Annotated in this window: 17 protein-coding genes and 1 riboswitch; of the genes, 3 read left to right on the forward strand and 14 right to left on the reverse strand. The window is 50.5% G+C overall.

Features of this window, described 5'->3' with window-relative positions:
* Positions 1-73: 73 nt before the first annotated feature.
* From BN2762_RS07880 to BN2762_RS07900, 5 genes are all read right to left on the reverse strand, one after another.
* Positions 74-574, reverse strand: coding sequence for a hypothetical protein (locus BN2762_RS07880; RefSeq protein WP_055106491.1), 501 nt, complete (start codon positions 572-574; stop codon positions 74-76).
* Positions 575-951: 377 nt separating this feature from the next.
* On the reverse strand, positions 952-1,410 hold the full coding sequence (locus BN2762_RS07885) for a GtrA family protein (protein WP_055106492.1): 459 nt from the start codon (positions 1,408-1,410) through the stop codon (positions 952-954).
* Positions 1,400-2,410, reverse strand: a complete 1,011-nt coding sequence (locus BN2762_RS07890; RefSeq protein WP_055106493.1) for a glycosyltransferase family 2 protein — start codon at positions 2,408-2,410, stop codon at positions 1,400-1,402. Before BN2762_RS07890 ends, BN2762_RS07885 begins: the two co-directional genes overlap by 11 nt.
* Positions 2,411-2,467: 57 nt before the next feature.
* On the reverse strand, positions 2,468-6,400 hold the full coding sequence (locus tag BN2762_RS07895) for a phospholipid carrier-dependent glycosyltransferase (RefSeq protein WP_055106494.1): 3,933 nt from the start codon (positions 6,398-6,400) through the stop codon (positions 2,468-2,470).
* A gap of 288 nt (positions 6,401-6,688) precedes the next feature.
* Positions 6,689-8,062 carry an NCS2 family permease gene (locus BN2762_RS07900; RefSeq protein ID WP_055106495.1) on the reverse strand — a complete coding sequence of 458 codons (1,374 nt, stop codon included), beginning with the start codon at positions 8,060-8,062 and terminating at the stop codon, positions 6,689-6,691.
* 202 nt (positions 8,063-8,264) lie between these two features.
* Positions 8,265-8,364: riboswitch (purine riboswitch) on the reverse strand.
* Between the two features lie 266 nt (positions 8,365-8,630).
* Here BN2762_RS07900 and BN2762_RS07905 point away from each other — a divergent pair.
* Positions 8,631-9,866: a copper amine oxidase N-terminal domain-containing protein gene (locus BN2762_RS07905; RefSeq protein WP_222861039.1), complete on the forward strand. Its 1,236-nt coding sequence runs from the start codon at positions 8,631-8,633 to the stop codon at positions 9,864-9,866.
* 198 nt (positions 9,867-10,064) lie between these two features.
* Here BN2762_RS07905 and BN2762_RS07910 read toward each other — a convergent pair whose 3' ends face one another.
* From BN2762_RS07910 to BN2762_RS07920, 3 genes are all read right to left on the reverse strand, one after another.
* Positions 10,065-10,583 (reverse strand): HXXEE domain-containing protein, encoded by a 519-nt coding sequence (locus tag BN2762_RS07910; protein ID WP_055106497.1) that lies wholly within the window; start codon positions 10,581-10,583, stop codon positions 10,065-10,067.
* Between the two features lie 392 nt (positions 10,584-10,975).
* Positions 10,976-11,797, reverse strand: coding sequence for an aminoglycoside nucleotidyltransferase ANT(9) (ant(9), locus tag BN2762_RS07915; RefSeq protein WP_055106498.1), 822 nt, complete (start codon positions 11,795-11,797; stop codon positions 10,976-10,978).
* A 128-nt stretch (positions 11,798-11,925) separates the two neighbouring features.
* Positions 11,926-12,261 carry a winged helix-turn-helix transcriptional regulator gene (locus BN2762_RS07920; protein ID WP_055106499.1) on the reverse strand — a complete coding sequence of 112 codons (336 nt, stop codon included), beginning with the start codon at positions 12,259-12,261 and terminating at the stop codon, positions 11,926-11,928.
* Between the two features lie 105 nt (positions 12,262-12,366).
* On the opposite strand from BN2762_RS07920, the gene BN2762_RS07925 reads away from it, so the two are divergent.
* Positions 12,367-13,281 carry an arginase family protein gene (locus tag BN2762_RS07925; protein ID WP_055106500.1) on the forward strand — a complete coding sequence of 305 codons (915 nt, stop codon included), beginning with the start codon at positions 12,367-12,369 and terminating at the stop codon, positions 13,279-13,281.
* A gap of 435 nt (positions 13,282-13,716) precedes the next feature.
* Here the strand turns inward: BN2762_RS07925 and guaA are convergent, their stop codons facing one another.
* The 6 genes from guaA to bcp all read right to left on the reverse strand — a co-directional run bounded on the left by guaA (position 13,717) and on the right by bcp (position 22,357).
* Positions 13,717-15,255: a glutamine-hydrolyzing GMP synthase gene (gene guaA, locus BN2762_RS07930; RefSeq protein ID WP_055106501.1), complete on the reverse strand. Its 1,539-nt coding sequence runs from the start codon at positions 15,253-15,255 to the stop codon at positions 13,717-13,719.
* 77 nt (positions 15,256-15,332) lie between these two features.
* The gene (locus tag BN2762_RS07935) at positions 15,333-17,798 is read right to left on the reverse strand and encodes a transglutaminase-like domain-containing protein (RefSeq protein ID WP_055106502.1); all 2,466 of its coding nucleotides are present in this window, start codon (positions 17,796-17,798) and stop codon (positions 15,333-15,335) included.
* Positions 17,785-19,050 carry a DUF58 domain-containing protein gene (locus tag BN2762_RS07940; protein ID WP_055106503.1) on the reverse strand — a complete coding sequence of 422 codons (1,266 nt, stop codon included), beginning with the start codon at positions 19,048-19,050 and terminating at the stop codon, positions 17,785-17,787. The genes BN2762_RS07935 and BN2762_RS07940 overlap by 14 nt, the downstream gene beginning before the upstream one ends.
* On the reverse strand, positions 19,047-20,015 hold the full coding sequence (locus BN2762_RS07945) for an AAA family ATPase (protein ID WP_055106504.1): 969 nt from the start codon (positions 20,013-20,015) through the stop codon (positions 19,047-19,049). The genes BN2762_RS07940 and BN2762_RS07945 overlap by 4 nt, the downstream gene beginning before the upstream one ends.
* 141 nt (positions 20,016-20,156) lie before the next feature.
* Positions 20,157-21,779 (reverse strand): polysaccharide deacetylase family protein, encoded by a 1,623-nt coding sequence (locus tag BN2762_RS07950; protein WP_230202457.1) that lies wholly within the window; start codon positions 21,777-21,779, stop codon positions 20,157-20,159.
* A 92-nt stretch (positions 21,780-21,871) separates the two neighbouring features.
* A complete protein-coding gene (gene bcp, locus BN2762_RS07960) occupies positions 21,872-22,357 on the reverse strand; it encodes a thioredoxin-dependent thiol peroxidase (RefSeq protein ID WP_055106506.1) in 486 nt (161 codons plus the stop codon).
* Positions 22,358-22,489: 132 nt separating this feature from the next.
* Between bcp and BN2762_RS07965 the strand changes: the two genes are divergently transcribed.
* Complete coding sequence (locus BN2762_RS07965) at positions 22,490-23,644, forward strand: LCP family protein (protein WP_055106507.1); 1,155 nt, start codon at positions 22,490-22,492, stop codon at positions 23,642-23,644.
* Positions 23,645-23,683 lie beyond the last annotated feature (39 nt).

Raw genomic sequence — 23,683 nt, forward strand, 5'->3', positions numbered from 1 at the left:
AAAAAAGCACAGTAGAATATGGGGCAAGCCTTGTAAATGAACGTATCAGTATATTCTATTTAAAATTTCTATATTACCCAGTTGTGGTTAAGGGGAGGTTTTTGGTTCTGGTGTCGATGTTGGTTCTGGCGTTGGTGTTGGTTCTGGTGTCGATGTTGGTTCTGGTGTTGGTGTTGGTTCTGGTGTTGGTGTTGGTTCTGGCGTTGGTGTTGGTTCTGGCGTTGGTGTTGGTTCTGGTGTCGGTGTTGGTTCTGGCGTTGGTGTTGGTGTTGGTGTTGGTGTTGGTGTTGGTGTTGGTGTTGGTGTTGGTGTTGGTGTTGGTGTTGGTGTTGGTGTTGGTTCTGGCGTTGGTGTTGGTGTTGGTGTTGGCTTCGGCGTTGGCTTCGGCGTCGGCGTTGGGGTCGGCGTCGGCGTTGGGGTCGGCGTCGGCGTTGGCTTCGGCGTCGGCGTTGGGGTCGGCGTCGGTGTTGGCTTCGGTGTCTTCGTTGGCTTCGGCGTCGGCGTTGGGGTCGGCGTCGGCGTTGGCTTCGGTGTCTTCGTTGGCTTCGGCGTCGGCGTTGGAATCGGGCACCACCCGAATGTCTCCAACTCCGATTCAATCGGATTCTCTTGCAGTCCATCTACCGTTGCAAAAGCCGTGTTCGCCGTGGTTAACGTCAATCCGGCAGCAATCGTTGCGGCAATGACTGCTTTGCTCTTGCTCCTCATTAGCCCCACTCCAATACGATAATAAATTCACACTTCCTCAATTCATTTTTATTGGGTTTCCTCGATACTTATGCCTGTCTATTTCACTGGATCCAAAAATCTCTACGATAAAATTTCCTACTATATAAATAAAATAATGCGAATCATCCGTTAACCTCATTAATAATTGCAAAAATCAACTTTATTCATCTAATGTTTATCAATAAATGCAATCACTCATAACCCACAACTATACATCCTGAATCATTCATCAGCCTGCATCCGTCCCTTCAAATGCCTATATGCCGGCCCCGCGAACACCCACTGACGGCTCCCAACAAAATTTAAACACACAGTGCCAGCTGTTACGATCGCTTTTGAAGCCAGGGGAGGGAATCCGGCGACGGAAACCAACACAAACAGCATTATCAAAGATAAAACAAGAACTGCGCCGTTCAATGCCGCGAACCGAATAAATTGCCCGAATCTAAAAATACTCCTTCCATCCTGCTCGCCCGCCTGATCGTAAAACGTAAATCTCTTATTCATGACGTAACTGTTCAAAGTTCCCGCAGCGTATGAAATGACCTGCGCCCCGAAAGTCGCTGCTCCCAGAAACAGCAGCAAAGAAAAAAGCATAAAATCAATGGCGGTGTTGACCAGCCCTACCATATTGAATTTTAAAAACTGGGCAGCAAATCGCCCTTTCCCTCTATCCAGCATACTCCTCCACCTGCTCTCTCCTCCCCTCCGCCACAAACGCTGGCTGTTGTGCCGCTGTATTAACGTTCTCACGCTGAAAACCCGTTGTCTCCCGAACGATATAGAGCGGCCTATCCTTGGACTCATCGTAAATCCGCCCAATATATTCTCCCATTACGCCTAGCAGCATGAGGACGATTCCGTTGAAGAACAAGTTGATCGCTACGATCGAAGCCCAACCGGGAACTGTTCCGAGCTCGAACCATTTCTGCAACAAGACGACGAACAGGTAGATGAAGCTGGAAAGCGACAGCAGGACGCCAACATACGATGCGATCTTTAACGGCTTATGTGAAAAAGAGGTAATCCCGTCCAGAGCAAATGCAATCATTTTCCTTAAAGGATATTTCGTAACGCCAGCAAAGCGCTCGTCGCGAACGTACTCTACGCTCGTTTGCCGGAAGCCCGCCCAGCCGACCAGGCCGCGGACAAAGCGGTTTTTCTCCTTCAGGCCCTTCAGTACGTGGCACACCTTCCGGTCGATCAAGCGAAAATCACCAGTATCAAGCGGGATATCTACCTGCGTCAAGCTGCCCAGCAGCCGGTAAAACAGCATCGCCGTCGCTTTCTTGAACACGCTCTCGCCCTTGCGCTTGAGACGCTTGCCGTACACTACCTCATAGCCTTCTCTCCATTTGCGGATCATTTCCAGAATCAGCTCGGGAGGATCCTGCAAATCCGCATCAATAATGACAACGCAGCGCCCTGAGGCATAATCCATACCCGCGCTGATCGCTACCTGATGGCCAAAATTGCGGGAGAATTCAATCAGCTTAACGTTCGAGTCCTTGCGGCAGATTCCTGCGACTATTTCACTCGTCCTGTCCCGGCTTCCGTCATTTACGAAAATGATCTCATACTCTTCCTCCGCACAATCCATAACCTGCTTCAGACGGTGATACGTATGCTCAATAACTTCCTCCTCATTAAACATCGGCACGACAACGCTGCAGCCTACCATAACCGCTCCTCCTTCACCTCATAAACTCAAACTTGGCACTCCTGTTCTTCTCTATTTTTAAAAAATCCATGTCGGAAACCACCTCAGCACTTGCTCAATGTATCCCGAGCTCACCGCCATTCCTGACAGAGCGGGATAGAACATCACAAACAGCAGCACCGCAGCGGATATATACGCATACCTCACGATCCTGAAGCGAGGCCATTTTTGCTCGGCGAGGCTTGCAGCATATACAATAGCCAGAATGACGAACGGCACCATCGCAAAGTAGTGGTAAAGGAACGTCTCCCGCGTGACAAGCATCCATGGAACATACTGGGCTAGAAAAGCCACCCATATCACATACTGCCCGGACTCCCTGCGCTTGATAGTGAGCCAGAACGCTGCAGCCATGGCGGCGATCCCGGTCCACCAAATAAGAGGATTGCCTATGGTGACAATGCTGGACACCACCCCCTCCGCCAAGCCGCCGGCTTCGCCCTGTGCGCTGTAGAACCATACCGGCCTCTTCATGAAGGGCCATTCCCACCAAGACGAGGCAAACGGATGGCTTCCCACAAGTCCGCTGTGGTAGTCGAACATATCCTTTTGCGCCTGAACCAGACTGCCGAAGTGAAAACCGCCCTCTACGGCAGTAAGAGCAGGAACATAGCTTAACGCATAGATCGAAGCTGGAATCGCAACGAAAAAGATACAGCAGCAGCCCAGCGTAATCAGGGTCTTCCGCCAAAAGCCTTCCTTAATGCGGCGGTATAACTCACGGTGCTCCGGCTCCTCTTTTTCTGTATCTGCTGTAAGCCTGCGTTTGACCACTGCATATTCCTGGTAGCGTTTATACAAGGATAGAAGCAGCAGGATGGCCAGCCCAGCGCCGCCGTACAATACGATCCATTTCGTCGAAATCCCGATGCCGAAAAATAGGCCAGCCCAGAACAGAGGCTTCAGCGTTTTGCCCAATGGCTGCTTATAGAAGTTCATTTGCACATAACGATTCATCATATAAAACATCAACAGGATGAAAAATACGGCATAGACATCGATCGTCGCAATGCGGGTTTGCGCAAAATGCATAAACTCAGCCGCAAGGAGCAACATAGACATGACCGCATATTTTCGCTGCCCGAACAGCTGCAGGGCAAAGCGATAAATTAACGGCAGCATCGCCGCTCCGAATAACGTCCCCACAATTCGCCAGCCGAAGGGGCTGAAGCCGAACAACTGCATGCCTAATCCGATCAACAGCTTGCCGAGCGGCGGATGCGTTGTTTCATACGGAGGCAAATGCTGCCAATATTCATATGCGGTTCGAGCATGATATATTTCATCGAAATAAGTACTGTTTATAAAACCGGGATAATATACCGCGGCCGAGGCCTCGTCAAATAACAACGCGCTCCTGTCGCTATCCGTTCCTCCGCCCGTTTCATCGTAGATTCCCGAGATCGGGATCGGTTCGTCCTGTCCGGCTTCATAAAATGCCATTTCATGCAGGGAAATACCGATGTGCTCTACCGTGACACGGGCATATCTGGCTGTGGTATGAACGTTCTCGCTTTTCCAAGCGAAGACCGCGCCAATATCCTCAGAAACTTCGATCGTCTTCTCCCAAGAGGCCGGGTCATTTCCGAAATCCAATTTAAAACGGCCTGTAGAAGCACCCCCGAAAAAGTTGACGCGTTCCACGTCTCTGGCTTCACCGAAATCCACACGGAAACTAGTTGGCGCTGTAGGCTTCCATACGCTAGCCGGCGCCTTCGCCGAGCCCAATTGATACAAGGCGAGCGCTGTGTACAAAAGCGTGACAAGGCTGATCCAGAGCCAGTCTCTGCTTTGGAAGCGAATTTTGTACAGGCCTTTCCTTTTTCCCTTGAAAGCAAGCTCTGCCAGCAGCAAGTCCTCGCGGGCTGAACGATCTTCTGCAGTTTGAGGCTGGATAAGGTGGCGTTTTTTTTGAACATAAATGCGATAGCCTAATATCAGCATATAGACGAGCAGGGCCACGTTAGCGAGTGAGCATAACAGAACAATGCCATCATTGCCGGGACTTGTGCCGAGATTCAAGTGCCCCAGGACATAGGCGACGTTAACATACTGCGTAAGACTGAAGCCGAGATATAAGAAGAGCAGGCGGCGATCCCGGGACTGGATGAAGCAGAACAGGCACAGCAGCAGTGCCGGGAACATGTAACGCTCATGCATTTTGGTTCCCGCCACGAACACAATTACGATAAGCGCCAGCGCAATGAAGAACGTTTTCGATAAATCCTGCCCGCGTCTACGCAGTGAAATATAGACGGCATAAGCCACGGCCGACACAATGAACAGCATGCCCCATACCCGGAAGGGGAGCAGCAGCCATCGTTCGTCAAGAGGAACCCAATTGTGCCCGAAAAGTGTATATAAATTGAAGGCATTGACCGAAGCATAGGGGTAGGAAGCCAGCGTCGTTTTGTATAAATCTATGAGAGCTGGCAACCCTCCGGCATTCCAGAAGAACGGAAGAGCTAGCAACGCAGCAACCCCCGCCCCGAGCAGCACGCTTACGGCAATGCGCTTCCAGGAACGGTAATATAGGAGAGCCAACAGCCATACCGGCGCAAAAATAAAGGTCTGCGGCTTAATCAATACGGCGATCGCAAGCCATACAGCCGATCTCTCCAAGCGCCGCTCGCTTAATGCCATTAATGAACCGATCAGGAAGAACGTGTAGAAGGCATCGGCTTGGCCCCAGCCTGCTGAATTAATAAGTACAGCCGGATTGAACAGGTACATGACCGCCAGCGCCCAACCAGCCCTGTCCCCGAATTTGCCGCGGCCGGCCCGGTACAGCAGGCAGCCGGCCGCCAAATCCGCCAGGATCGAAGGCAGCTTGAACAGCAGCATCGCGCCTGCCGAGCTATAATCCAGTCCAAGCCATTGCCGGATCAGGCCTAATACGTACAGAATATAAATATAGCCCGGCGGATAATCCGCAAAAATCCCCTCGCTGTAAAACTCACCGAGCCCCTGCTCCACCGCGCGACTGGCCCAGCTCATGAAGGTGTTCATATCGGTCTCGAAGCCGCGTACAGCATAGCCCATCCAAATCCGGAGCAGCAGTGCGGCGAGCATCGTGAGCCATAGCCAGCCCTGATAAGAATGACTTCGGCCACCCAACGGATGCCTCTGCACGGTCATGAATCGATACAACCAGGCAAACAGAGCAGCGAACAGCCCCGACCACAGCATGATCGGCAGTACCGGGACATGCGCTGCCGTCGGGCTGGCCGCCGTACCGACAGCAAATCCCGCCGCCCCGTTCGAACGGTCTCCACCTTCGTCGCTATGTGCTTCGTTCGGGCCAGCGGAGTCTCCATCCGCTCCACCGCCTGCATAGCCTAAATTATTTATGCTAAGCGGCAGTGCATTTACTCCGCTTGGCAGCCGCTCCACCTTCTCAACGCGGATATCGTCAAACAGAACTTTACCTGTATTGAGCCTTCCATATCCGCCGATGGCCGCGGCAATACTCAGCTCGTTCTGTTCCCTCCCGGTAGCGCCATAGAACTGGATCTGCCGCCATTCACCGGATGCTTCGTTAATATGCGGGTAAACTCCGCCTACACCAAGCGGAAAAATATTTGCCCCGACTTCCCCGCCCCCGATGCTCAGTATTTTAGTCCAGGCAGAAATCAAATAAATGGAGCTCGGCTCCACCGGGACGCGCTGTACCCATTTGGCATGATCCGGCTTCACGCTTTCAATCCAAGCAGACTGCTCCCCGGAATGGGTATCATCCTGACTCACACTGAAGCTGCTCGCCCCTTCCTCAGCAGACCAGCTCTCCGCCTCCCATGCTTCCGGCGCTTCAGGTCCCCCCAGCTCAAACCCGGGATTTTGCACCAGGTTATGCTCCAGCGCATAAGCCGTTCCCAGCTGGATTCGCGCAATGAACACAAAAGAAACGATGACCAGCAGCACCGCTGCCGCCCGCTTTACAAAGCTTGGCATGTCCTATTCCACCCCATACGGATTGATCGAGCACACGGAGAATGATGAGTTTTGCCGCTCTTTCCTAGCAAAGTCATCCTATGCTTGTACCAATATACGTAGGGAATTAAAGATTATGCCTATAAATTCATAGATTCAGAGCATATAACGAGGAAACAGGGGGTACGCCTGGAATAGCGCATTATCTTTTTATAGGTAAAAAAAAGACCAGCCGCAAAAGCGGCCAGCCTTGTAAATGAACGAAGCAGGATATTCTATTAAAAATTTCTATATTACCCGGTACCGGGATTACTCAGCACCTAAGAAAATATAGCGGCAAAGCACAAGAACGGCGAGCACCCACATTAGCCAGTGAACTTTAACCTTCTTGTTCGTAAAAATGTTGCTGCAAGCGCCAAGAACAACGTACGAGATAATTCCAGCCGAAATCCCGTTAGCGATACCGCCAGTAAACGGCATAAGCACAATTGTCAGGAACGCAGGGAACGCATGAAGGAAATCATCCCATTCGATATTGCGGACCTGTCCCATCATCAGCACACCAACGATAATCAGCGCTGGAGCCGTTGCTGCGGAAGGCACCACGCCTGCAAGAGGAGCGATGAACAATGCCAGCAGGAACAGAATGCCTGTTGTTACGGCTGTAAGCCCGGTACGTCCGCCTTCAGCAACGCCCGCTGTACTTTCAACAAATGAAGTGATCGTGCTCGTACCGAGAACCGCGCCGGCACTAACGCCAGCCGCGTCAACCAGCATCGCTTTTCCGATCTTCTTCTCGCCTTCTTCTTTATTCTTCATCAATCCGGCACGTGTTGCTGTACCTACAAGGGTTCCAAACGTATCGAACAATTCAACGAAGGTGAACACCAATACGATTTCAAACAATCCCAGTTTGAGCGCGCCCATAATATCAAGCTTGCCGACAGCCAGCTCGTTTACATTCGGGAACCAGCTTGCACCGGCCAATCCGCTCACATCGGTTACGCCCATCGGAATACCGATCAGTGTTGTTGCCACGATACCGATCAGCAATGCGCCTTTAACACGGAGCGCCATTAGAATGGCGATTAGAATCAGACCGATTAATGTTAATTGCACATCTGAGCTGTGTACGAAATCACCAAGGCCCAGGTTGAAAAAGCTTCCCGGCACCTGCTTTGTAAAGTCTTCGACAGGTCCGTTCAGATTAATGCCGATGAGGTTGCTCATTTTGAAACCGATAATAGCTACGAACAGACCGATACCGACTGTAATGGCAGATTTAATGCTTTCTGGCACTGCCACAAGGAGCATTTGACGAATTTTCGTCACCGTAAGGATCAAGAAGATAATACCTGAGATGAAGACAGCACCTAGAGCCGCTTGCCATGTAATTGCCCCGTTGGAACTAAGAACGACCGTCATGAAGTACGCATTCAGACCCATACCAGGTGCGAGGGCAATCGGAATGTTGACGAACAGTCCCATGAGGATCGTAATCAGACCCGCACCGACCGCAGTAGCAAAGAATACGCCATCTGAAGGGATCCCGGCGCCGCCAGGGCCCAAGAACAGGTTGTTCACGAACAGGATGTAAGCCATCGTCATGAACGTTGTAATCCCTGCGATAATTTCCGTTCTTACATTAGTGCCGTGTTCCTTAAGTTTAAAGAACCGATCCATGGTTAATGATTCCTCCTTAGAATGAGTCGGGAACGACAAAAAGCCCGGAGCGACTATTACATCCCCGGGTCACGTGCTGAGCAGAAGATTCGAAGCCATGCTTGCAGCTGGAAGGCGGCAGCGGATGTCAAGCAGCCGTTACACGTTCTGTATCGTTAACCGCAAGACTCGTTAACCGTCCGCATCCTTCCAATTGCAAATATGCTCGATGTCTTCTTTTCGTAGCCAGATCATTACGGTGACCTCGTAGAGACTTCCGGGCCAATTCCCGGAATTATACGAAAAGCATCTATATTGAATTTGTCGAATATTCCCGTACAAGTCTTGGTTCAAAGACTTACTACATGACTTATTCTAGGCTTCAAGACTCAGCTTGTCAACAGAAAAAACGAATGTTTTTCAAATCGACCATAGTAATTGTTCGTGATTTGTTAAATGAATATTCGATATTATTCTTTAAAAACCGACAAAAGTCGCCCTCCTGCAGAACATCAGGACAGTTCTTATGTAAAGCTCCGGCCATGCCGATATTACAAATATATCTTAACTATGGAGGTATAACATGTACGTGATCAACAAGAAACTCATTACTGCACTAATTGCACTTCTCATGGCGGTGGGATGCTTTGCAAGTATTACTGCGGCAGCAGATTCAAAGAAGGTATCTCTGGATGTTACAAGCAGATACAGGAGTCTGATTCCCGGCCAAGGCGTAATGGTGGATGTCGGAATTTCCAATGCAGAGCTTGCTGATGGCAAGGGACTCCGGTCGGCCAAGATCACTTTAAGCTATGACGAGAATATTTTCACGACAGAGGGCAGCCTGCGCTTTGAGGATACCCTTGGAAAAGACATTTGGAGAGATGATACATTTATCATTCCTTCCGAAAATTTCAGAACGGGAAATTACCTCATCGAGAACCCCTATCCCTTAGATTTGGATCCTGCTGATGGACGGCAGGAAGTGGTCCTGTCCATATCGGCCGAGAATGGCCAGCTGATTCGTTCAAGCTCCGATGAACCCTTTGTATCTTTTCTGCTCACGGTAAAAGAAGGGGTCTCCAATCAGAATACCTCCATAAAAGTTCAATCTGCCATTTTGGAGGATTCTTCGGGAAAAGTGATTCAGAATTTCGCCACAGCATCAGCGGATATCCTCGTTGGCATTCCAACAAGCATTGACATCGTCAGGGGCACTCTTCCGCCAACCGCTGATCCATTTAAGGTTAGCGTAGATAGCGGCATGGAATTGAATGCCTTGGCCAATTTTGAGAATGGCGACACGGCCTATGTCACCGAATTAACCACTTGGGATTCTACGGACACACAAATTCTAACGGCTCGGCACGGAAGCGTTAAGACTGTCGGATTAGGAACCGCTTCGGTTACAGCTACACTTGGTTCGGTAACCGGCAAGCATGACATTGTGGTTCTTTCCCCAACCGATCCAGAATTGAACGTCCAGACACAAGGCTATGTCACCGTAACCTACATCCCCCCATCCCAAAGGGAAAACCTATACAAGGAGATTCCTGTCACCGTCAACGGCAAGGTTGCAAAATCGGGACGCTTGATCGATGGGAGCGTCTATGTGCCATTGCGATCTACCAGTGATTTACTAGGGGTTGAAGTCGGCTATGACAGCTCCAAGAAAGCACCGACGATTAATGGAACTACTATCAAGGAGTTCAAAATACTCTCAGGATCATCCTACATCAAAGCTAGGGAGATTCCTTCCATACTTGGCGCAAAAACCATATGGGACAACACAAATAAAAGCCTGTCGATAGAGTACGGCTCCTGAATCCCGTAATAAAATAACTTGCAAAACCGCCAAACGGCTTGAGTTCAGATATTACATAGGACTAGGCCGTTTGGTTTTTACAATGGCAATCAGAAAAAAACTTGAAGCTAACGGAGAAGCTTGAGGGTAAACCACAGATTCCACAAAGGATCTGTATTGGTTTGTCGATGTGCTTAAACCAGAGATGTCAAATTAATTTTAAGTAAATCTTTGTTTCCATAAATCAGCTATTTTATGGCTCAATAACAGCAATGGGACAAACAAAGCGCCTACGATCAGTGATAAAATAATCATACTTGTATCCAGCATATCTTCTTGATACAACATTTTGAAAAGAATCAAATTGTAAGGCAGTATAAGAACAACACTTGTCCATAATCCAGGAACATATCTTCTAAGAAAAAGTGCTTGTATAGGGTGGATGATAATATTTATAGCAAAAAATATATTGGCACCCAAGAAAAGAAAATAAAACTTTGTTGTCACTGAGATGATTAAAAGCACGGATACAACAAGAAACAATACAAACACTGCTATTGTAAACTGGCCGGCGGTCATTGATTTTGACTTTTCCATTTGTTGAATTATGTATAAAGGAATGCGTTCTTTCGTAACAGGATATATCCTGTTAAACCAATATTCTATCGTAAATATCTCTTCAAAGTTATGAAGCATAAATACGATTAAAAACATCCAAATCCAAAAATTGATATCCATGATCCTCCCCCCCTCCCACATACAGATCAATTCACAGCCAGCTATATTGCACCCTTACTTACTACATTAAGATTGACTGACTTTACTCCCTTTTCTTTTTTTCAATTTTCCTAAATCCTATATAAATTAAGATGATACAAATTACTAGCCCAAGGATTGCAGGGAGATTTATCATACTGTTTTAGTTTTCTTGTCATGTTATTCACCTACCTAATCCTCCTCTCATAAAGTCAACATAATGATCAAGATTCTTTATCATTTTTTGTAGTTCAAGGTCCTCTTCCTCGTGATATATTTCATCAAAATGAACAAACAGGTAATTGATAGTTCTTAAAAGGAATTTCATCCATTGTTTGAACATCGGTTCCGCAAAAGAATCAATTTTAATTTTTTTAAAGTTGATTCTTTTTATTTACCATTAAATCTGAGTAGCTACTGAGATAAGACTCTACAGAATTTCTCATACAATTAACGAGTGCTATCACCTCGAAGTCAAGTCCTTCCCACTTATCAACATATTCTCCCAAATAGGCTTTTCTAGCTAAATCAAGTAAAGCCGCATGTTCTTTAGGCAACCTAGGTATAGCCCATTCTGCAGCCACATCTTTTGGAAAAATCTCACCAACAGCTACTGTCAGCCACATTCTGGCTAAAGTTAAAATTACGTTTCTTTCGTCACCCTTGACGCTCTCAATTAACCCAGGCAAGGATTCCCTAATCGCTCTTCGAATATCTGTCATTGGCACGGGGGCTAGTACATCTGAAGCATCCGGACCAAAAAGAGTAACGCTATCCTTTCTTACTTTTGCTAAAACAATAGCCAAGTCAGGGTCATTAGTTGGTTCCTGAATTTGTCCTTTCTCAAACTCATCCCTAAGCCACTCACCATAGATAAATTCGCCTTTTGGCGGATATCGCCAGGGTACAACATCTCCATAGTTGATAACCGTGACTTCAAGTGGTCTCACAGAATCTGTATTTCCTATCTTTCCAGATATAAGCATCAGTCTGTCCGTTAGTTTTCTTCGAGTTAATTCGGTTAAACTATGATTTACGACCACTAGGACATCTACATCACTGTCAATGTGCAAGCCACCAATTACGGCAGAACCAAATAGATATACCGCGACTACCTCACTGCCAAGCAGCTCCTCGACAATTTTTAATGCTTGAATCGCTTCCTTCGGTATTTTTCCGTTATTCAAATTGCACATCAACTACAGACTCCTCTCGTCATTAAAAATGTCATCGTGATCAGGATAATTGAGCCCTTCTTGATAAGAACTACCTACAATACGAATAACATCATTTTCAGAAGCAATATACATCATATCGCTACTTTTTACTGATTTTCTACTCCCCACTCACACAGACTTTCCAAGACAGGTAGGAGAGATTTAGCTTTTGGCGTTAAACTATAGACAACTTTGGGCGGGATTTGGGGGAATTCTTCACGATGAACCAATCCATCGGTCTCTAATTCTTTTAATTGAGCACTTAATGTTCGATACGTAATCGCACCTATCTGCCTTTTTAATTCATTAAATCGAATGGATTCATTTTCAGCTAGAAGATAGATAATAACCATCTTCCACTTGCCACCAATAATAGACATTGTATATCCAAAAGGGGTATCTTGAATGTTCTTCACTTTACCTTTATATTCAGCCATACTCATATAATCACTATCCTTTCTGGTAGTATCTATCAAAAAAGTGCGTACTTTTCTTAGATTTACTTTGCATTGTAAACTAACATTATTCCAAATAAAGGAGAGAGCATAATGACTAAAAAGACTATACGACTGCTTATGCCCCAATGGCAAGGAGGAAATAACCCACATTATTCATTTGGAGCTGAGTTACTTGCTTGGCTTGCCCCAAAAAATAATCAGCCTCTTATTGAAGTCCCGGTCCAAGCTTTTGACGGGGATTCGCTTAAAAAGGAGGATGGCATGAATGGAAGAACACAACTATTTGAGCAATTAACAGCCGCACACCATCTCCTAGAAGCTCACAAGCCGGATCGGGTTGTGATGTTAGGTGGAGACTGTCTTGTGGAACAGGCACCCTTCGCCTATTTAAACGAACGTTACGGAGGAAATCTAGGGGTCATATGGGTTGATGCTCATAGTGATCTTGTTAGATTTGTGGGATATGACAATGGACATACACTTCCACTTGGAAATCTACTAGGCGAGGGCGACAAGCAATTTTCAAGTCTAGTAAAAACTCCACTGAAACCAGAGAATGTATTTATCGCCGGTCTAGCAACTCCATCTCAGGAGGAAAAAAAGCGAATTGTAGAAGAAATTGAAAAAGCAGGTGTTTATCCAGAGGAACCCGAGGATGAACTGATTAATAGACTAGGTATTAGAACAGCTAATGCAGATGAGCTTGCTAAAAGTACGGATTCAATAAAAAACTGGATTAAGGAAAATGATATCAAGCATCTAGCCATTCATCTTGATTTAGATGTATTGGATCCATCATCCTTTCGTTCCTTATTGTTCGCTAATCCTGATGAAGATTATAACTTCTCAGCAGCTGGCTCCCTGCAACGTACACAACTGATTCGTATAATGAAGGAGCTTTCCGAAGCAACAGAAGTAGTGGGCTTAGGCATTACAGAGCACATGCCATGGGATGCTATCAATTTAAAGAAGATGCTTGAGGAATTTCCAATTCTGAATGATTGATAATCTAAGTCATTAAAGCAACCGTTTTGAACGTGAATCCCCATGAAGTTATGACGCCCATAAAAATAAAACACTATCTTAGTGAGAATTAGAATCAACAGGTAAATCACAAATATCTTTTAAGCTCATTGCGCGATAATGGTTTTCTGCCACATCTTGCCCTTTCCTTTACCGATATTGCCAGGGCGGATCAGCATAAATAAAGTTGTATTTCATTATTCACCACTCCAAAATTTAGACATAACTTAAAAAGCGACTTTTGGCGGAGAAAATCCTAAAAAGTCGATTTAGTTATAACTAATCTGCAACAGAAGCCTATAAACACTGACCTAAAAAATATCTTAGAAAACAAAAAAGAGATATTGCTTTTATGCAATATCCCTTTTTACGTCTTTTCCTTTGGCGGAACGTTTTCACTTCAAATGCTCTAGTGAATTATTCCCACTCGATCGTAGCCGGCGGCTTGGATGTAATGTCGTACACAACGCGGTTGACGTTATCCACCTCGTTAACGATCCGCACCGAGATTTTCTCCAGCACATCCCAAGGAATGCGCGCCCAGTCGGCGGTCATGCCATCGATAGATGTTACCGCGCGGATACCGACGGTGTAGGAGTATGTCCGGGCATCGCCCATCACTCCAACGCTCTTCATGTTCGGAAGCGCCGTGAAGTACTGCCAAATTTCGCGGTCTAGGCCCGCTTTAGCGATCTCTTCACGGAGAATATAGTCGGAATCACGGACAATTTTGAGCTTGTCCTCCGTAACTTCGCCCAATACGCGAATCGCCAGACCTGGTCCTGGGAACGGCTGTCTCCATACGATTTCCGCTGGCAGGCCGCATTCCTCGCCGACTTTACGAACCTCATCCTTGAACAGCGCCTTCAGAGGCTCGACCAATTCGAACTTCATGTCCTCAGGCAGACCGCCGACGTTGTGGTGAGACTTGATCGTCTGAGCCGTCGCCGTGCCGCTCTCTACGATATCCGTATACAGCGTGCCTTGCGCCAGGAATTTGAAGTCATCGAACTTCTTGGATTCTTCCTCGAACACGTAGATGAACTCGTTGCCGATGATTTTCCGTTTCTGCTCCGGATCATCCACACCGGCCAGCTTGGACAGGAAGCGCTCGCGCGCATCGATCTTGACGACCTTCATATCGAACTTGCCGACAAACGTCTCCATTACGCTCTCGGCTTCGCCTTTGCGCAGCAAACCATGGTCGATGAACATGCACGTCAGCTGGTCGCCGACCGCTTTGTGAATGAGCATCGCAACAACGGAAGAATCCACCCCGCCGCTCAATGCGCACAGCACTTTATTGTCGCCGACCTGGGCGCGGATGTCCTTGATTGCATCCTCAATGAACGTCTCCATGCTCCAGTTGCCCTCGCAGCCGCATACTTCATACAGGAAGTTGCGGATCATTTCGTTACCATGCACGGAATGGCGCACCTCCGGATGGAACTGGACGCCGTACAACCGGCGCTCCTTGTTGGCGAATCCGGCGATCGGAGCATGCTCCGTGGAAGCATCGACGACGAAGCCCTCCGGCAATTCCACGACATGATCGCCATGGCTCATCCATACCGTTTGCTTCGACTCCAGACCTTTGGTCAGCGCCGAATTCTCGGCAAAATTCACGTCCGCTTTCCCATATTCGCGCTTAGCCGCACGCTCTACCTTGCCGCCGAGCTGATGAGCCATCAGCTGCATTCCGTAGCAAATCCCGAAAATCGGTACTCCGATGTCATATACGGCAGGATCAATCTGCGGTGCATTCTCTGCATACACACTGGAAGGCCCGCCGGAGAAAACGATGCCCTTAGGGGCCATTTCCCGCAGCCGCTCTGCCGAAGTATTGTATGGCAACAATTCGCTATATACACCCAAATCGCGAATTCTTCTTGCTATCAGCTGATTGTACTGCCCTCCAAAATCAAGAACGACAATCAATTCATTTGGCTTATTCATTACCGTGCCTCCCTCAATTCATGAAACTAATTATACGAAACGACAAAAGTAGTCGTCAAGAAAGTTCGGAAGACATCTTATCCGCGACGATGAGCCAAATTTCGGCATAACTCCAGAAAATTTCGGCTGCTCATCCGATCCGGCCTGAATCCCCCATAATAAAGTACTTCCCATTCCCGGACAAACTCCTCCAATTTGCCGCCCGCAGCCGGTTCCTGAGCAGCAAGAACATCTACATATTCTCTTGCGGTCAACCCTTCCGGCTTATATCCATGCATCCGGTACAATTGCTGCCAGACCCGATCCGCGGCATCCAGCAGCAGCTGCTGATCGGGAAAACGACTCCGAGGGCGGGAGGTAATCCCCCGCAGCACCCATAAATTGCGCCACTGCGGGCCATTCCTGCTTATCCATGCAGCAAGCCGGAACACTGGCCAGATCACAAGCAATCCCACTGACCAGATCAATGGAGATTTATTCCACGATTCCTTCAGGATAAACCAGGCTTGATCCATAATATGTTTTATCACTGCTGGCAGCCCTTGGGCGTTTCTCGCCATTTCACGGATCCACGCAGGCAGCAGCTGACTCTCTGCCCCGCCCGAGGCAGCCAGGACGGAATCGAATCCCGGGGTCGCATCGAACAGGATCCAGCCTTGTTCTGGAAAATAGACCTCCACCCACGAATGGGCATCCGCATAGGATACCTTATATAAATCAGGGGCTTCCTTGCTGCGCTCACCCGGCGTGAAGCCTTTCACCCAGCGAGCAGGGATCCCGCTGCTGCGCAGAAGCACGACCATCGCCGTAGAGAAATGATCACAATAGCCCTGGCGGTCGACAAACAGGAAGCGATCGACAAAGTCTTCATCCTCCGGCGGGATAGCGGAATTCAAATTGTAGGAATAGTGCTGCTTCAAATAATTCACAACGGACAGCACCGCATCATAGCGGTTATCCGTATCCTTCACAAGTGAATTGCCCAGCTCGCGAACGCGCTCCGGCAAGCTCTCCGGCAGCTGTAAATACAGCTTGCTTATCCATTCGGGATCGACGCTTGGCCGCTCCCGCAGATATTCGCCCGCTGCCGGTTGCTGGACAACAGTCAGCTCATAGCCCTCGATCGCCTCCGGGAAAGAGAGAGAGACTGTTCCGGCAGCTTCAAGGCGTTCAACCTGCGCCATCGGTGCAGCTGGCCTGCCCGGGCCGGTCTGGCCAGTCTCCGGAGCCTCGCTGCTCTGAGGCAGCTTACCAGCCTGTGATACCTCGCCAACCTGCTGAACCTGTCCTGCCTGCACCAAATGGATAGCCCCGGTCATCTGGTTGATAGCCGCGTTAAAAGGGACGCTCCGTTCACCCTTGGCAAATACGCGATCAACCTGCACAGGGATTCCTCCGCTAAACAGCGGGAGCTGGCCTGAAACGGGCTTTGAGAACGTAATCGTCTGCTTGATCCTGCTGCCGCTCGCCGTGCCGCCGTCCTGTGACAGCAAGCTCAGGTCATCTCCGCCCTCTCGTCCTTCCCCCTCTAATGCAGCTTGAGTCCAGCCGCGGCCGGTGTATACGCTTTTGCTCTCTCCCCGCCAATAGACGGGTGCAGGAGATTGCGCTGTAAAATAAGTCTCCCAGCGCAGCTTAAGCGGCGCTCCCAGCTCGCCATCATCCCGACCGTAGCCCGACACGTTTGAGCTCGCCGCGCCTGCCTCGGCCAAGCCCTCCTGCTCATACCAGCTTTGCAGGCTTTTGATCAGGGCCTCAAGGGGCCGCTGCTGGACCGGCTGAGCCGGCAGCAGCAAGGCCAGTCCAGCAGCACCGGCAACAAGCCCCAGGATCGTAAGGATTGCAGCCCAGCCATAGGCATGCTCCCTTCGTCTCCTCCCGTTCGTTGACAGAAGCTTCCGCTGAGCCCATGCATTTTCCCGAAGCTGCATCGCAAAAGCATAGCCTTGTATCCCGAGGCCGATTCCTGCCGTGCGCACCAGATTATAAAAAGTCGGCTCCTCGAAAATCATCTCGATCGTCAGCAAATACACAATCGCAACCGACAGGAAGAGCAGGATCGTCTGCCTGCTGACCGCCAGCATCTGGACAGATACGACCAGCAGACTCCACCCGATCAACAATAGAAGCATCCGCGACTCCGCGCTCGCCTCGTCCAGCCTTCCCGTCTGAAATATCGCAGCGATATCCTGAATCAATGCGCCTCCATATCCGTTGAGCCAGGAGATTCCTTCCTCCACTCCAAATAAATAGAACAATGTTCCGCCAATAAGCAGCATGCCTAACAAGCTCTGCCCCCACACGGCCAGCCGCAGGCAGCCGATAAGCAGCAGAACGCCTGTCAAACACAAGAAGACACCAATCACCCTTCTTTCATGCTCGACGACAATAGAATAGAGAGGATACAGACATTCGGCAAAAAGAGCGAACAAAAGCAGGGATACGGCACCACGATGCAGCCATGACTGAGCAGCTTCCGGCTTCGCTGAACGAGCGGAAGGTTCTCCAGTCATGACCTGCTGATCCGAGCTAAGCAATGCCATGATCTCTACCTCCCCGCTCTGGCCCCATCTGTACGGATGCCTCATATAGAAGAGGAACCATGTGAATTCCATGCGTGCTCAGCTGGGATAACCAAGGCTCGGAAGCGCTTGTCCAGCCCTCCAGGGCATCATCCCCGCCGTTGACTAAGCCTTCCGCGCCCATGCTGCCTCTTTCCCCAGCACACCATAAATCCAGCACTGCTCCAGCATCAGCCATTTGCAGCAGCCTGGAGACAAGCGAGGAAGACAGGCGGCCTGTAATCACCGTAATCCGCTGGCCCGGAACGACCCATTGCTCCCATGCTTCCGCTGCACATGCGGAAGCCGTCAACCGCTTGTCCACAAGCTGGGCCTGTGCCAATATCTCCAACCCCTGATATAAACCTTCTCTCCCGCTAAGCTTGAGCGCTCCGCTTCCGGTCCCGGAACAAAAATAATACTCATCTGCACCGGCGCTATGGCGGCGAAGCCATGCTGCTGCTGCAGATACAGCAATTTCAAAGACTTCTTCTTGAGCGGAATAAGACTCCGGATCCGTATCCAGAATCAGGCAGACCGGCAACTCGTGTACTTCCTCTTGAGCTCGGGTAATCAGTTCACCGCGGCGAGCGGTGATTTTCCAATGGATGGATTTCAGCGGATCACCAGGCTCATAGGCCCTTAAGCGGCTGCCCCACAGCGGAGCATAACCAGGAGAAGAAATCGTTTTTCCGCTGCTGCCGTCCTTATGGCCGTTCGGCCCATCCAATGCAGCAATACAGAGCGGGAGCGGCTGAACCAGCAGCTTATCGGTTCCCTGGATGCGGCGGCTGCGGGTGAACCAGCCAAAAACATCGCCCCAGGAAGCCGTCGTATAGCCATCGGTATACAGCCCGCGCGTCACGCCATCCAAACGATAGGTACCGCAATAATTCCGCTTGAATCCGGTAAACAGCAGCGTGCCGCCCTCCTGTCCCTCCCCCGCCAAATGATCCTGAACCTGCAGCCAAAGCGGGGGAATTCCGCCCTCCAGGCGGATATGAAGCGTAACCTCGACATCCTCTCCTTCAAACGGGGCTAGCGGTGACCACGTACGGCGGACAACGACTCTTCTCGGCCCGGTAAACTGAGCAATGGCACCTATGGCGGCGATGGACAGGGCCAGCACAAAAAGAAATAACGAAGCCGCTCCCCCCTTCCAGACGTAAACCGCTCCTAGAGCACCGAGGACGGGAACGGCTGCCGCCCAGGCTCGAATCCAGCCGCTCTTCATGACGACGCCCCCCGCTGCTGCTGAAATACCGGCACTTTGCCCTGGGACAATAACTCTTCCACGACATTCTCTCCGCGCAGCCCTGATAATCTTGCCTCAGGCTTCAGCATAAGCCGATGAGCCAGCACGGCCGGAGCTACTGCCTTCGCATCATCAGGGATCACGTACGAACGCCCCTGATAGTAGGCCATCGCCTGCGCGGCGCCCATCCAGGCCAGCGTGCCGCGAGGACTGATTCCGAGCGCCAGCTGGGGATGGCGGCGGGACGCATGGGCGATCGCCACCAAATATTGCTTGATCCGCTCGTCGACAAGCACCTTCCGGACCTGGCGCTGCATCTGCGCCATTTCTTCAAGCAGGAGGACGGGCCGGAGCTCGCTCACAGGCGTACGCTCCTGCATAAGGCCAAGCATCTCCACCTCCTGTTCAGGCTGGGGGTAACCGAGGGCAATGCGCATCAAGAACCGGTCAAGCTGAGCCTCCGGCAATCTGTAAGTTCCTTCGTAATCCAGCGGGTTCTGCGTAGCCAGCAATAGGAACGGCTTCGGCAGCGAATGGGTGACCCCGTCCACCGTCACTTTGCGCTCCTCCATCGCCTCCAGCAAGGCAGACTGGGTACGCGGAGCCGCGCGGTTAATCTCATCCGCAAGCACGACATGAGCCATGACCGGACCGGGCCGGAACTCGAATTGCCCTGTATGGGGGTGATATACCGACACCCCGGTAACATCGGACGGCATCAGATCCGACGTAAACTGAATTCTGCCGAACGTGCCGCCAAGACACGCAGCCAGCGTACGCACCAGCAGCGTTTTGCCTACCCCCGGCACATCCTCGAGCAGAATATGTCCGCCCTGCAGCATACAGACGACAGCAAGCTCGATTTCCTTTCTTTTTCCTATAATTACGCTGTCCACCCGGTTTACCAGCTTCCCGAGCAAATCAGCTGAATAATGATCTATCATAACCTGGCTACCTCCATTTCCGGCCGCTATTCTACCAACCATTGTCGCCAGAAACTACCGAAAATAGACATATGCGAGAGAAACTGCAGCCGCCAAAAAAAGCATCATGTCTGCCGCAAGGCCGGCGCGGCTTGCCGCCGATCATGACGCGCGCACCCGCCGCTCCTCAGGATTAGCCGACACAGACACGATACTATGCCCGGTTGCCTCCAGCAGCGTACGCAGCGGCAGCCACAAAAGCCCGCTCTTCTGGTCAAGGGAAGCGGTGTAGCTAGCTGCAATCTCCCCTTGCACTTCAACGACTATCAAATCGTCGTCCAGGCTGACGAGAATCCTCGTATCTCCCCAGGTCACGACCGCGCTTCTCTCCCCTTCATGCCAGCGCACCTCCGCTCCCAGACGCTCCATGACCGTCCGGAGCGGTACCCGGTATTGCCCGCCCTGCAGCTCGTATTCCCCCGCCGCGAGCTTTGTCTCTACGCCCCCGGCTTCGATGTAGAGCGGTTCGCCGGGACCAAACAATGCGGCGTTAGGCACAATATGAGCCTTTATCCATTCGCTCGATGGCTGGGGCCGCTTGCTGTTCTTCATTTTGGGGGCTACGGCAAATTGAACGGGCGCAACCTCGGGAGTGAGGGGGCGGAATTCATATCCGAGCGATTTATAGTATTCGATAATTTTAGGCAGAGCTTTAACGGTCTCTTCATGCCCGGCACTGTCATGCATCAGCAGGTTGACGGAGCTGGCCGGCTTGGCCGAGGTCACATTCTTGATGATTTCGGATGCGGGAACGCCCCTGCGCCTCGAGTCGCCGCTGTCCAGATTCCAATCGAATACTTTATAGCCGCCTTGCTCCAGCAGCTGAAAAAAGGCCGCATCGAAATGACCGTACGTTCCGCCCGGCGCCCTGACAAGCGGAGTACGCTTTCCGGTAATATTACGCAGCACTTCCTCCGTCTCCTTGATCTGAGACCAGAAAGCGCCGAAGCTGGCGTACAGCTCATCATATTTATGATTATAAGTGTGGTTGCCGATCTCGTGCCCGGCTTCATCGATCCGGTTGATAATTTCAGGGAAGCGCTTCGCCTGCTCGCCAAGCACGAAGAATGTAGCGGGCACGTCGGCTTTTTGCAATATCTCCAGGACGTCGTCCGTCCATTTGCTGGGGCCGTCATCAAAGGTCAGGTATACGACTTTGCTGGCTTCTTTGGGCTTTGCATGCGATGCAAATTGCCGCGAGGATTCCGGCTGGAGTGTTTTGTCACTTTCTGTTAAGGGGAAAGAGCTTCTCGCAGAAGATTCTTGTGAAGGGGCCGCTCCGGCAGCCAAAGCCCCAAAAGCGGCAGGCGCCCCGGATCCAGCAAAAGCCAAGGAGGCAACCGGTGCCGTGGATGTCGCTGGAGCTGTCAATGCCGTTGAAGTCGTTAATGCAGCTGCTGGAGCCGTGGATGTAATTGGAGCTGTTGAGGCAGCTGGAGTCTTTAAGGCAGTTGAAGTCGCTAAGGCTACTGGAGTTGTTGGTAAAGCCGGGGTTCTTGAGGCAGCTGGAGCCGAGGATACGGCTGAGGCCGCAGATGCTGCCAGAGCCGCGGATGCTGCCTGGGCCGCAGGTGCTGCCGCCGCAAAGCCATGTGACCGGGCGGCAGCCTCAGGCATCACGCCTCGGCTTTCGGAATAGGGAATGACGGTAACGATAAGAACAAGAGCAATTACAGCGGTAATCATGCGAAACAGCGGAAGTCCAGCCAGCCATTTTATTTTCATAATAAATCTACCTCCGAGGGTTATATCATTTCATTCGGTTTCTGGTAGATTATATGAACGCATGATGCAAAATAGACTACGGGGCGATGGCCTTATTTCGCTCCCGTGTCCTCCTGCAAGGCCTCCAGCACCTTCTCGACATGCCCCGCTACCCGGATGCCGCGCCACTCCTTCTGCAGCCTGCCTTCCTCATCGATGAGGAAGGTGGAGCGCACGATTCCCTCATATTCGCGGCCGTACATTTTTTTAAGCTGCCATACGCCGAACATCCGGCTGACGCGGTGATCCTCATCGGCCAGCAGCGGAAAGGTCAGCCCATGCTTCGCTTTGAATTTATCATGCGACTTGACGGAGTCGCCGCTGATGCCGAGAACTACGGCTCCCTGCTGCAGCAAGGCCTCGCTCTGATCGCGAAAATCACAAGCCTGCTGTGTGCAGGCCGGCGTCATATCTCTCGGATAAAAATATATAATAACCTTGCGGCCGCGGTATTGGCTTAATGAGATCTCCTCTCCTCCGTCTGCCGGAAGCCGGAAATCGGGAACGAGCTCTCCTGTTTGAACTTGAATATCAGCCATTCTGATTTACTCCTCTCTGTCTTCACAAATACGGAAATTGATTGTGTCTGTAAAAGAAATTATAATGGATGGGATGCGTTACATCCAAAATACGACGCTTCTCATCGTTATCCAACGAAAGGAACGAACATTATGACGAAACGAACGAAACGAACGATCATCTGGTCTATCACCGGAGTTTTGATCGCAATTTTAGCTGTTGCGGCTTATTATTTTATCGCCATTTATAACCAAGTTGATAAATTCCAGAAGAAAGGCGCGGACTCGCCCTTCTACAACGTTCAACCGGTCGAAACCAAGAAGGAGCCTGAGCCTCCCAAATGGGAGGGCACCGAACGGGTCAATATCCTGCTGATGGGCGTGGATGCCCGCGGGCTGAAAAAGGGGGAAATTCCCCGATCCGATACGATGATGGTCGCCTCCGTCGATCCCGTGGAGAAGAAAGCCTACCTCTTCTCTATTATGCGTGATACTTACACCAAAATACCAGGGCATGGCTCGGACCGCATTAACGGAGCTATTACCCGCGGGCCGAACAAGGCGATGGAGACGGTCTCCGAGCTGCTCGGAATCCCGATTCAATATTACGTCTATACCGATTTCCAGGGCTTCATCGAGCTCGTGGATGCCATCGGGGGCGTGGACTTCTACGTGGAGAAGGACATGCGCTATACAAGCAGGGCCGACAATCATGAATACGATATCGATTTGAAAAAAGGGCAGCAGCATCTGGACGGCAAATCCGCCTTGCAATACGTTCGTTTCCGTCACGACGCCCTGTCCGATTATACGCGAACCGAACGGCAGCGCAACTTCCTCAAGGCCGTGGCCGAGAAAATGATTTCAACGACTTCGATCATGAAGCTCCCGACGATTCTGGAGAAGGTCAATCCTTACATCGATACGAATCTGACGGTCAACGACATGTGGAAGCTCGCCACCGTCGCTTACGACAGCAAGATGGTAGCCAGCGAGCAAATTCCGCCGATGAAGCTCCTCGTTGAGAAGAATATAGGCGGCTCCGAGGTGCTAGTGGTTCGCAATGAAGACGATTTAAAGGAATTTGTTCAGGAAGTGTTCAGCGCGCCGGAGGAGCCGGAGGAGCCGGAGAATGCAACAGATAGTGATCCGGCAGGCACAGGATCGGCAGATGCGGGCAAGGGTACGAGCACCAGCACAGGTACCGGCTCAGGTGCTGGAGCCAGTACGGGTTCCACCGCTGATGGCGGAGCCAGTGCGCGTTCCAGTTCCGGATCGCCCCCTGCTGCGAATGGGCTCCAGAATTGATCATTGATCCGCTAAACACAACGAAAGGAAGATGTACCC

This window comes from Paenibacillus ihumii (assembly GCF_001403875.1).
Taxonomy (GTDB): Bacteria; Bacillota; Bacilli; order Paenibacillales; family Paenibacillaceae; genus Fontibacillus; species Fontibacillus ihumii.

Coding starts and splice junctions, on each gene's coding strand:
- BN2762_RS07885 (WP_055106492.1), bottom strand. CDS start 1,410: ATGCTGGATAGAGGGAAAGGGCGATTTGCTGCCCAGTTTTTAAAATTC.
- BN2762_RS07890 (WP_055106493.1), bottom strand. CDS start 2,410: ATGGTAGGCTGCAGCGTTGTCGTGCCGATGTTTAATGAGGAGGAAGTT.
- BN2762_RS07895 (WP_055106494.1), bottom strand. CDS start 6,400: ATGCCAAGCTTTGTAAAGCGGGCGGCAGCGGTGCTGCTGGTCATCGTT.
- BN2762_RS07900 (WP_055106495.1), bottom strand. CDS start 8,062: ATGGATCGGTTCTTTAAACTTAAGGAACACGGCACTAATGTAAGAACG.
- BN2762_RS07910 (WP_055106497.1), bottom strand. CDS start 10,583: ATGGATATCAATTTTTGGATTTGGATGTTTTTAATCGTATTTATGCTT.
- BN2762_RS07920 (WP_055106499.1), bottom strand. CDS start 12,261: ATGAGTATGGCTGAATATAAAGGTAAAGTGAAGAACATTCAAGATACC.
- BN2762_RS07925 (WP_055106500.1), top strand. CDS start 12,367: ATGACTAAAAAGACTATACGACTGCTTATGCCCCAATGGCAAGGAGGA.
- guaA (WP_055106501.1), bottom strand. CDS start 15,255: ATGAATAAGCCAAATGAATTGATTGTCGTTCTTGATTTTGGAGGGCAG.
- BN2762_RS07935 (WP_055106502.1), bottom strand. CDS start 17,798: ATGGCATTGCTTAGCTCGGATCAGCAGGTCATGACTGGAGAACCTTCC.
- BN2762_RS07940 (WP_055106503.1), bottom strand. CDS start 19,050: ATGAAGAGCGGCTGGATTCGAGCCTGGGCGGCAGCCGTTCCCGTCCTC.
- BN2762_RS07945 (WP_055106504.1), bottom strand. CDS start 20,015: ATGATAGATCATTATTCAGCTGATTTGCTCGGGAAGCTGGTAAACCGG.
- BN2762_RS07950 (WP_230202457.1), bottom strand. CDS start 21,779: ATGAAAATAAAATGGCTGGCTGGACTTCCGCTGTTTCGCATGATTACC.
- bcp (WP_055106506.1), bottom strand. CDS start 22,357: ATGGCTGATATTCAAGTTCAAACAGGAGAGCTCGTTCCCGATTTCCGG.
- BN2762_RS07965 (WP_055106507.1), top strand. CDS start 22,490: ATGACGAAACGAACGAAACGAACGATCATCTGGTCTATCACCGGAGTT.